Origin of the sequence: Photorhabdus aegyptia, assembly GCF_000612035.1 — a bacterium.
In the GTDB taxonomy this organism is placed as follows: domain Bacteria; phylum Pseudomonadota; class Gammaproteobacteria; order Enterobacterales; family Enterobacteriaceae; genus Photorhabdus; species Photorhabdus akhurstii.
Genome location: NZ_JFGV01000101.1, coordinates 1 through 9,612, shown reverse-complemented (window position 1 = coordinate 9,612; position 9,612 = coordinate 1). Strand labels below are relative to the sequence as shown.

Sequence of the window (9,612 nt, the reverse complement as noted above, 5' to 3'; positions counted from 1 at the left end):
GCTCAGGGAGCAGTACCGAATAGCCGAAAAGTGAATGGCAAAGTTCTGACTGAAGATATCAATATTACGTCTCAGGATATTTTTCATGGGCAGGCCATATCTATCCCCGACAAAGCCGATTTAAATGATTATCAAACGCCAGGTCTTTATTATCAGAGTTTGAACGTACAAGCGGGATCCGGTAATAACTATCCTGAACCACTTGCAGGTTCGCTTGTCGTTTTACAGACTGCTGGGATTACTCAGCGTTATTTTGTTTATAACAGTAGTCGAATATATACGCGTTCTTTTTATTCTTGGAGTACTCCTAGTCCTGGTGCAGTATGGTCATCTTGGGCACGAGAATATAATACCCTGAATAAACCCACTGCGAGTGAGCTCGGTTTAATGGAAACTGTTACTAAAGCTTCTGATGCGTTGCAACGCAGCGGTGGCAATGTAACCGGTGACATAACTATTACTACTGACTCTATGCTGAGTTGGAACAGAAACACCGACTTTGCTTCTATCGGTTTTAAAAACACCGGAGATGGTGATGCAGACTCCTATATGTGGTTTAGAACGGGGGATAATGGTAACGAATATTTCAAATGGCAGCATGCCCTTTCTGGAGGGCCAACCAATGAATGGATGAGCCTTAAATCTGATAATCTTCGGATTAGAGGGTATCAAGTCTATCATGAAGGACATAGACCAACCGCTGCAATTATTGGCGCTTATACAAAATCAGAATCAGACACGCGTTATATTCAAGACATTCGCTTTGGTGCCAAAGAGAATGCGCAATTACGGGAAAGTTCTGGAGATACAGACGCAAGTGGGTATGCCATTACTGCTGTAATCAATGGAAATAGAGATGAGTTAGTTGACACCGTAAACCGCAGGCCAATACAGAAGAAAGTTAACGGCATATGGATGAATATATCCAATATTTAGTAAGGTGATGAATATATGCAAAACATTAAAAATTTTTCCCAATATACACCTGACTCAGAACAAGCCAGAAAAATCATTGAAGATTTTAATGTCATTTATTTGCAATCAGAAGACGGTCAGGACTGGTATGAATGCCAGAAAAGCTTTAGCCCTGACACAATCAAAGTAATGTATGATTTTAATAATGTAATCCGTTCTATATCAGCAGATGTATCAGCTTTTAACCCAGATGGAATGAGTGTAGCTGAGGTAAATCATCTGCCTGATTCTTGCGATATTTCTGGCAAATGGCAATATATAAACGGTGCTATTGTTTCGCGTGAGTACACAAAGGGCGAGTTAGTTGTTCAAGCGGAGAGACGTAAAGAAGAATTGCTAGCCCTTGCCAGCAATAATATTGCTCCCTTACAAGATGCCGTTGATCTAGATGAAGCAACTCTGGAAGAGATAGAACGGCTCAAAGCTTGGAAAAAATACCGAATGCAAGCAAACCGCATTGATCCCACCATAGCACCAGATATTGAGTGGCCTGCACAACCCGCATAAATAAATATAGGCCCGCAGTTCACAAACCTCGGGCCTTTTTTTATTCTGGTTTTTAGAGCAATCAATAAGTGCTTACCTAATGCGTCAGACCTTACTGGAATGAAGAAAATACCAAGTCATACTTAACTGGGTTGATATTTCAAAGGCATCGGAAATCGATTGGTCAACATAACCTATCATAACTGAAAAAAGACCGGGGACAGAATAACACCCGGTCTTGATAATTGTATTATTCCGGTATTTGTGGCCACTCAATATCTGAAGCCATTGAAGTATCTACACGGCTCAGTAATACTACATACTTCTTCCAGGCAAGCAATAATGCTTTCTCTGTGTCCGAGGCCATCTCAGTCTCAATAGCATATTGTAATAAAGTCATGGCTTCATCAGCCTGTTGGCGAAGAATGACACGGTGTTGTTCTGCCTGTTCAATCTGACTGTTTTTTTGAGCTTCAATGTCCGTTACCCATTTTTCACCATCCCACTTATCAAAATCAGTGTTTGGTTGTTTGCACGTCAGTGTTTCTGGTAATTCGCCCGGTTTAATGATTTCCTTCTGTTCCCCAGTTTGGGTGTCGTAAGCTATTTTTCCTCGATAATCCGGTACCATTTGCCAGCCGGTTAAATCAGATGAACGGCAGGCGACATACCCTTCTTGGGTATCAGGTGGCGCGTCTGTGCAAGAATTAGCAGGAAGACCGACACCAATAGGAAGATACTCATCAGAACTGTGTAAATATTCCAGCGTAATCGCATCGTAATTAAACACAACGATACTTCCGGTACTGATGGCAATATTATTTTTATCCAGTACAGCCTTATTCATCAGGCAATCCTCACAATATAATTAAATGCCACGTTTCGTGGACGTGTTTCTATTCCTGTTGAAGCAGCAATCGCATTATCCATATAACCGAAACCACCAGCTCCCATTCCAATAGCGATGCCTAGTCCGCGAGGATCAATGCCGCAGTTAACGTTTTGGTAGACACTATTGAGAATATAGCTCGGTGTACCCAAACCATCAGGTCCAGCATTTGAGTTGGACCACATTCGGCTAAGCCTGTGATTATGTGGAGCAATATCTGCCGGTTGAATGGAAAGTAGATATCGACCAATATCCACCCCACGCCCATCATCCCAGCCCCGGATAAATTCACCCCGTAAATCAGGTAATCTACCACTGGGATAAGCTTCCGCTAATTTTGGATATAAAGACTTATCAAAGATTGCCCCATTACATTTCACCCACCCGTTTGGTGGTATATCAGTCGGCCAAGGAAGTGGTATTCCTACTGGGATCCCTTCAAGTACAGACATGAGCATTATGCTGCCCTTACAATGTAGTTAAACGCTACGTTACGTGGCCTTGACACCCCTATATAAGCGGCATTGGTATTCCAAGTTGTTGCTGTACCGACAGATCTCGCTCTCAGTGGAATATCTTTATTTTGGGGAGTATCCCATTGTAATTTCGTACGCTCGTTGAGTGAGAAGTTAACAACATTATCAACTTGACCAACTTCCTGTAGTAAATAAGACCCTTCTTGCCATACCAATAATGTACGATCCGGATCAACGCCACGCTTGTCATCCCAACCGCGAATAAATTCACCTCGCAAATCGGGCAAATTACCACCAGGGTAAGCCTTAGCTAATTCCGGAAATTTCGCTTTATCAAAGGCCGCACCATTGCATTGCAACCACCCATCCGGTAGTGTGGCCGTCGGCCAAGGAAGTGGTACACCTACCGGAATTAGCTTTTCCAATAAACCAAGGTTTTTCACAAAAGCATTTTTATCTGGGATATCTGCGCCATTTTGGTTTTTTGCCAATTTACTATTAGCATTATCATAAGCTGCTTTTACTGCTTTGGGGGTTGCTGCTGTAGTTTCATCACTACTGTTAATGGCACTATTAAGTTTTGTAAAACCTTTCTCTGTCAGCGTGGCATCTGGATGATTGCGGCTTTTTTCATGTTTCTGAATAGAGCTATCTACATAATCACGAGTTGCCAGAACGACAGAGGGATCGATTTTCAGCGTTACCGAATCCGTATTGCTAACAATCAAGATCATTCTGATAGTTTGTGTTCTGCCCGAACCTTCCTGTAATTGTGGTTTATAGGTTTCCGGGCAGTTTGCTACTGCAATCAAGTTACCTTCACTGTCAAACAGACCAATTTCACGCATCCACCAACCACCCTCACTTTCAGGGATAATTTGTTCGGCAATAATTTGGTTGGTGTTTACCGGGTCAACGCCTAATGTATTAATTGCAGCACGACGCTTTTCATTAACTAATTTTGTCTGATTGACGTCAGGATCTGGTAATTTACCGCCACCGTCACCAACAGCCATGTGAGTAATATCGACTTTTGTCCCCAAAGCAGCGGCGTTCGCCAGTTTCGCTGCTCCCAGGTTGGTTAAAATTGCAAAGTATTTCATGGTGAAACCCTCAATGTATCTGTCTCGATCAAATGAATTGCAGCCCCTAAAGGAGCATTGTCGCTAGTTGTGATGACGTCAGGGAGATATTGGTAAACAGTGAGGTCATCTCCACTATAACTCGTCGCAGCGCAATAAAATTCGCCTTTAACATCCAGATTGATTGACAAGCCTATCAAATGACGACTTACAGGCTTGGCATCAGAAATTAGCCGTTCCAGCTCTAAAAAAGTTTCTTCGGTGATCCCGTTTTCCTGTACCCCTATCGCTAACCGGAATGTGCCTGGTGTTTCGTTGTTCAGCCACCATTCCTTTATTTGAATGAGATAGCCAAGCGGTTCTACTACACGACGGACGGCACCAATGGTTCCCTTATGTTTGTGCAGAAACAGCGAGTTTTTTATCACGTCACGCTTAGTGCTTACCGACCACTTTTCGTCCCAGCGATCAACCGACCACGCCCACGCCAGATAGGGTAATAACTCCTCAGGGCAAGTATCAGGATTCCAGAGTTGGCGAAGTGGTACTGGAATATTCTGCAATTGCGAACACGCCTTAGCAGCAGCCAGCTCCAAAACCGTAGAACCTGTTGGTAACAGGCGGTCATTCATCAGAACCTCCCACTATCAAACTTGGATTTGGTTTGGAACAATCAGCAGTTTGTGTTTTCCCTATTTCCAGTTTTGCGCCAGTACAATAAGGAGCTTGATCTTTACACAGAGTTATGTCTTTAGTTGGAGCTCTCAGTTCTACCTGCTGTACTCCTGCGACATGCAGGGCAGCATAAATGGCAGATAACCGAATATCTCTCCCCAATTTATGTTGATCTAGCACGTACTTATCCATATTTTGTTGAGCCAATTTACGGATAGGTTCAGATTCAGGTGTTGGATAGAGATAAAGTACAGCATCAATTTGATATTCCACTATGTTGGCTGACTGCACTTTTACCCGATCAGCAACTGGTCTGACGTTTTCGTCATTAAGTGCCGCAATCACTTTATCCAGTAACTCTTGTGAAGCTACACCTTTGTGCTCTTTATCTTCTTCGTCTTGTTTGTCTTTTTCCCATTTCCATTTCCGCGACAAAATAGTCACAGTCACATTGGCTGGTGATGGGCTGATGACGGAAACATCTGAAACAGTTTGATATTCACCTTTGTATTCATTTCTATTAGCATGAATACTTTCATTAACCTTAAGAGCATGATATTCATACGCACCAATCGGCCCTGCAACACTTAGCCCTTCGAAGGCTCTTTGGATGCGATCACGGAAGGTACTATCAGGCTCCATAACTGCCCGGGTAACGTTATAGTTCGCTCCTAGCTGGTCTAAATCTCTATTGGTTGCATAGGCCAACATTACTGCACGAGCAGCTTCATTAACCCGCTGGCGCAATATCAATTCCCGGTACGCGTTTTCCTCAAGTAACTTAACCAGAGGTTCGGATTCCAATTCCAATGTTCGAGTAATAGCATCCCGTTGTTCTTCAGGATAAAGGGATATTAATTTGGCTTTACGTTCAGCCAACAGGCTTTCATAATCCAGTGGCTCAACTACATCAGGTGGCGGCAACTGGCTTAGATCAATGGTCGGCATTGTTTTACCTCACAGGGATAGATAGAGAAAACCCCCCAGGGGACAGCTGATAATGACCAGATATATCTACTGTCATTTTGCCGTCTTGTTGGGTATTTATGGTGATAGCTGTCAGATTAATTCGCGGTTCCCAGCGGCTAATAGCGGTATAGGTGGCTGCCATAATTTGCAGGCGTAGAGCCGCGTTCTGTGGCCAGTCAATTAATTCGGGTAACAGAGAGCCATAAGTGCGCCGTTCCAAACGACTACCAACAGGGGTTAGTAAGATGTCGCTGACAGACTGGCGTACATGATCCAGATCCGTCAGGCTACGACCAGTTTGTCGATTCATTCCAAGGTACATCATTATACTGGACCTCCTGTTGTCGCACCGCCTGCCATGACGCCGGTGTGCTGGTGCGAATGTAGGGTTACGCCGTTAGAACTGAGTTTTCCACCTGTGTTTTCAACATCACCTTCCAGCTTAGTTTTTCCTTTTACAGCAAATTCTGGTGTTTGCAGTGTGATGCCTTTGGCTGCCCCAGCTTTTACCTCCAATGCATTTATCCCGACTTGTAGTGTTTTCATATCGATTTTGTTGACTGAAGTCAGTTCGATAGAGTTGATTGCCTCAAGTTTGATTGAATTAAGTGCTTTGAGTGAGATATTTGTTGCTTCAAGTGTTATGGAATCTGAAGCCTGCACTACAGCAGTCTTAATACCTGTTACCTTTAAGGCACTAAATGCTGGCTCATACTCCATTATTGCTCCATCAGGAAAGACAATATGGACAGCTTCCGCAGAAGCAGGCAACGCTGATGGAAATTGATCAGCAAAAGCAGTATCAACAGTTTTTCCAGAAACAGCCAATGGCTCCGGAAATTGATTAGAATAAACAGCTGGCAATACAAAGGAGGTGGTCAATTCACCGCCAACAGATAACAGCAAAACTTGTTCACCACGGCTGGGAGCCCACCAAGTACGGGATTTGCCTGCCCGCATTGTCAACCAAGGCCGCCAGTCAGTTTCGAGATTGCCTGTTGCAATCCGGCACACTCCCCGGGTGGTATCTACCTCGGTAACAACACCAGTTCTGATCAGGTTACGCAATAAGCGCAAAAGTTCTGTTAGTTGTGTATCCATGTTTGGAAAAATGCCATTTGGTGGTTGTGGATTTATGTATGAAAGAATGCCAGCAATGGCAGTTGCCAACATCAAAGAGGAATTGTAAGAAAGACAAAACAAGTTTTTTGAAAAGAGAAAATGTAACAACATAAATTAAAAAGCCCTTCCCATAATCGAGAAGGGCCTTTATGTAATCTGTGCTATTTTGACTCTAATAGTTCAAAAAATTCAAATTTGCGTGGCTTGACTATATATTAAGTATAACGTTCGAGTTCAACTGTTTATTTATCTAGCCAGAAGAATAGATAAGTTTAATTTCCTGATATATAGTGATAATTCTGTTTAAAAAACATAAACTTAGTATGGATATATTTAATCCCATAGTTGCAAAATAGGTTTCGTTGTAGCTGTCATAATTTCCGGCATCTCAACTTCTGTGCCATGTGGCAGGATTACACCGTATTCAGCCAAACCTGGGTTAACTAACAGTACCTGTTCTGTCATGCTTTGAGTCCGACCATAATGACGCCAGCATAAAGCATCAACAGTATCATTCTGCTGTGCAATTATTTTCATTAGGTATACCCTCTCTAATTTAGTCAATATTGTTAAGTTAAAGTGTTATGGTGCGCTGAATAGTGGGAGAGAACCAGTGAAACAATATTGTTAAGGAAACAGTACAAATGAGAAGCAAGAAGCCACTTTTCAGTGGCTAATTTAATAATTAATCATATTTTCCAAAATTTGCTGAATTCATAGGGAAAATCTATTTTTCAGCTCATTTTCCAATGCAATCATAATCAACTTAGAAACTTTAGATTATTTATCATACAGAATTTCCACATTTATCTACCGTATTTATTCTTCAAGCGTTTCGTGGTAGTTAATAAGTTGTTTTGCAAGTGGTGTCGACAACTCAGCAATCCAAACCAAAGCAAGTTCTTTATCCTCAGCATGATTACATTCACAGCTTGTTGCCATTCTAGCTATAAAATTAATACGTTGCGCTATTACTGATTCCATAAGAAAGTCCACTGACAAACTTACCTCCGCATAACATAACTGTATATAAGAACAGTACACTTTGATTAGAAAAATTTAAAGTGGTTTTTTATCTTTTTTGGGAACTATATTTGATAGTGTTAATATATTAATTATTGTTTTTACTGAAATAATTAATGATTAAAAAGGTTTCTTTTCGATCACAATTCGTTGTAATTAATAAATTTTTCTTATTTTATTGCTTAGAAGATTTTTTCTTTTTATTTAGATGATATAGTTTCACAAAGTATATAGATTGAAATTTATATGCCTATGATGCAATATCCCTTATCGGATCTAATGAATTTATTTGGGATCACTATAGCTCTTAATCAGAGGGCTTTGTGGAGACGGCAAACTCACTAAACTGTACTTTCAATGAAAAAAAACATAACTGAGATAAAAATGGGTGCAGATAGTGGAGGAAAACAAGCTATCGAACGCCTTGTTAGTGCATATGGGTTTAAATCACGTCAAGCATTGAGCGACCATTTAGGCGTGTCTAAAAGTACAATGGCGAACCGTTATTTAAGGGACAGCTTTCCAGCAGACTGGGTTATCCAGTGCAACCTTGAAACCAATGCTTCATTGTTATGGCTAAGCACAGGACAAGGAGAAATGTTCCCTGACGGAGAAAAAAAAAGGGAATCTTTAAAAAACATTATTACTCCGACAATACAGCGCGTTAAATTGGTTGGTGGAAAGTTGAACGCTGATAACCCTGTGACTTTAGATACTCAACTTATTGCCAGAGAAATAAGAAAACCTCTCATTGTAGATAATAATAACACCTGGTATTTGTTGGATACAGAAGAACCTGATGTTCAGGATGGTTTATGGTTAATTGATATTGAAGGGATGCATAGTATTAAAAAGATCACAAAAATCCCAGTTAGTAAAATCCGGGTTTGTGATAACGACGTAATTTTTGACTGTGCAATTAATGAAATTAATTTTATTGGTCGCGTTTACCTAGTGATTTCCAGGTACTGACACACTTTTCAATTGTAAGTAAATTAATTTACTTAGATGTGTAAATCCTACATTGATGGTAATTCGTTACCCAAAAACTTCCAGATATAGTGGATTTCATACACAATAAGTTCTCTTGCCAGTAATAGCTAATTGTTAACTTATTCCGTTGTTCCTTTATAGTATGTATAGTGCGGCGGAAGTTTTTTGCATAGATAAATAAACTTGATATATTTTGCATAAATTAAGAACCAATTACTTGGATATTACGAATACAAAATTAAACGTTTAACTAGCCGCACTGCAAATATTAATTTGATCGACAATTTTCTTTATTTACTGGAAAATATTTATATATTGTAGATAACGATGTGTTGTAAATTAATGATAACTGTTTCCGTGTGTGGCCTTTTGCTAACAATCTTGCTGCTTGTTGTTGTTCAACGAATGAAAGTGACACTGGCCTGCCACCAATTCTCCCTTGGGCACGAGCTGCTATTAATCCTGCATTTGTTCTTTCAACGATTAATTCCCGTTCCATTTCAGCCAGTGCACTCATAACATGAAAGAAAAATCTCCCCATAGAAGTGCTGGTATCAATGCTATCAGTCAAGCTTTGAAAATGAATACCACGTTCACTTAAATCAGAAATTAAAGTTACCATATTTTTTACGCTACGCCCCAATCTATCCAGTTTCCAAACAACTAGAGTGTCACCTTTTTTAAGTTGTTTTAAAGCTCGCTTTAAACCTGGTCTGTTGGATGTTTTTCCGCTAATTTTATCCTCAAAAATTTGCTCACAATTTATACTTATCAATGCGTTTCGTTGTAAATCACTGTTTTGGTCATTTGTTGACACCCTAACATAGCCAATCTTTGCCATATGTAACCCTACCTAATACCAATATGAGACTATTATTATAGAAACTATCACGGATTAGCGAGTTTTTAAAAACCTTGGTTT

General features: G+C 40.6%; 13 protein-coding genes. 3 read left to right on the top strand and 10 right to left on the bottom strand.

Going from position 1 to position 9,612, the window contains the following annotated elements:
* Both BA1DRAFT_RS24270 and BA1DRAFT_RS20700 read left to right on the top strand, forming a co-directional pair.
* The coding region (locus BA1DRAFT_RS24270; RefSeq protein ID WP_235201194.1) for a pyocin knob domain-containing protein at nt 1-936 on the top strand (936 nt) is incomplete at its 5' end.
* A gap of 15 nt (nt 937-951) precedes the next feature.
* Nucleotides 952-1,482, top strand: a complete 531-nt coding sequence (locus tag BA1DRAFT_RS20700; protein WP_036783339.1) for a tail fiber assembly protein — start codon at nt 952-954, stop codon at nt 1,480-1,482.
* Between the two features lie 229 nt (nt 1,483-1,711).
* Here BA1DRAFT_RS20700 and BA1DRAFT_RS20695 read toward each other — a convergent pair whose 3' ends face one another.
* The 9 genes from BA1DRAFT_RS20695 to BA1DRAFT_RS23830 all read right to left on the bottom strand — a co-directional run bounded on the left by BA1DRAFT_RS20695 (nt 1,712) and on the right by BA1DRAFT_RS23830 (nt 7,658).
* Nucleotides 1,712-2,308, bottom strand: a complete 597-nt coding sequence (locus BA1DRAFT_RS20695; protein ID WP_036783336.1) for a tail fiber assembly protein — start codon at nt 2,306-2,308, stop codon at nt 1,712-1,714.
* Nucleotides 2,308-2,808: a phage tail protein gene (locus tag BA1DRAFT_RS20690; protein ID WP_036783333.1), complete on the bottom strand. Its 501-nt coding sequence runs from the start codon at nt 2,806-2,808 to the stop codon at nt 2,308-2,310. Before BA1DRAFT_RS20690 ends, BA1DRAFT_RS20695 begins: the two co-directional genes overlap by 1 nt.
* The gene (locus tag BA1DRAFT_RS20685; protein WP_036783331.1) at nt 2,808-3,929 is read right to left on the bottom strand and encodes a phage tail protein; all 1,122 of its coding nucleotides are present in this window, start codon (nt 3,927-3,929) and stop codon (nt 2,808-2,810) included. The genes BA1DRAFT_RS20690 and BA1DRAFT_RS20685 overlap by 1 nt, the downstream gene beginning before the upstream one ends.
* A complete protein-coding gene (locus BA1DRAFT_RS20680) occupies nt 3,926-4,540 on the bottom strand; it encodes a phage tail protein I (protein WP_036783328.1) in 615 nt (204 codons plus the stop codon). The genes BA1DRAFT_RS20685 and BA1DRAFT_RS20680 overlap by 4 nt, the downstream gene beginning before the upstream one ends.
* The gene (locus tag BA1DRAFT_RS20675) at nt 4,533-5,531 is read right to left on the bottom strand and encodes a baseplate assembly protein (protein WP_036783325.1); all 999 of its coding nucleotides are present in this window, start codon (nt 5,529-5,531) and stop codon (nt 4,533-4,535) included. Before BA1DRAFT_RS20675 ends, BA1DRAFT_RS20680 begins: the two co-directional genes overlap by 8 nt.
* A 4-nt stretch (nt 5,532-5,535) precedes the next feature.
* Nucleotides 5,536-5,877, bottom strand: a complete 342-nt coding sequence (locus tag BA1DRAFT_RS20670; RefSeq protein WP_036783323.1) for a GPW/gp25 family protein — start codon at nt 5,875-5,877, stop codon at nt 5,536-5,538.
* A complete protein-coding gene (locus tag BA1DRAFT_RS20665; protein ID WP_036783343.1) occupies nt 5,877-6,653 on the bottom strand; it encodes a phage baseplate assembly protein V in 777 nt (258 codons plus the stop codon). The genes BA1DRAFT_RS20670 and BA1DRAFT_RS20665 overlap by 1 nt, the downstream gene beginning before the upstream one ends.
* A gap of 354 nt (nt 6,654-7,007) precedes the next feature.
* The gene (locus BA1DRAFT_RS20660; protein ID WP_036783320.1) at nt 7,008-7,211 is read right to left on the bottom strand and encodes a tail protein X; all 204 of its coding nucleotides are present in this window, start codon (nt 7,209-7,211) and stop codon (nt 7,008-7,010) included.
* A gap of 282 nt (nt 7,212-7,493) precedes the next feature.
* Nucleotides 7,494-7,658: a hypothetical protein gene (locus tag BA1DRAFT_RS23830; protein WP_167337845.1), complete on the bottom strand. Its 165-nt coding sequence runs from the start codon at nt 7,656-7,658 to the stop codon at nt 7,494-7,496.
* A gap of 396 nt (nt 7,659-8,054) precedes the next feature.
* Here BA1DRAFT_RS23830 and BA1DRAFT_RS20655 point away from each other — a divergent pair, with 396 nt between their 5' ends.
* Nucleotides 8,055-8,669 (top strand): phage repressor protein CI, encoded by a 615-nt coding sequence (locus tag BA1DRAFT_RS20655; RefSeq protein WP_036783318.1) that lies wholly within the window; start codon nt 8,055-8,057, stop codon nt 8,667-8,669.
* A 289-nt stretch (nt 8,670-8,958) separates the two neighbouring features.
* Here BA1DRAFT_RS20655 and BA1DRAFT_RS20650 read toward each other — a convergent pair whose 3' ends face one another.
* On the bottom strand, nt 8,959-9,531 hold the full coding sequence (locus BA1DRAFT_RS20650) for a recombinase family protein (RefSeq protein ID WP_036783315.1): 573 nt from the start codon (nt 9,529-9,531) through the stop codon (nt 8,959-8,961).
* Nucleotides 9,532-9,612: the final 81 nt, after the last annotated feature.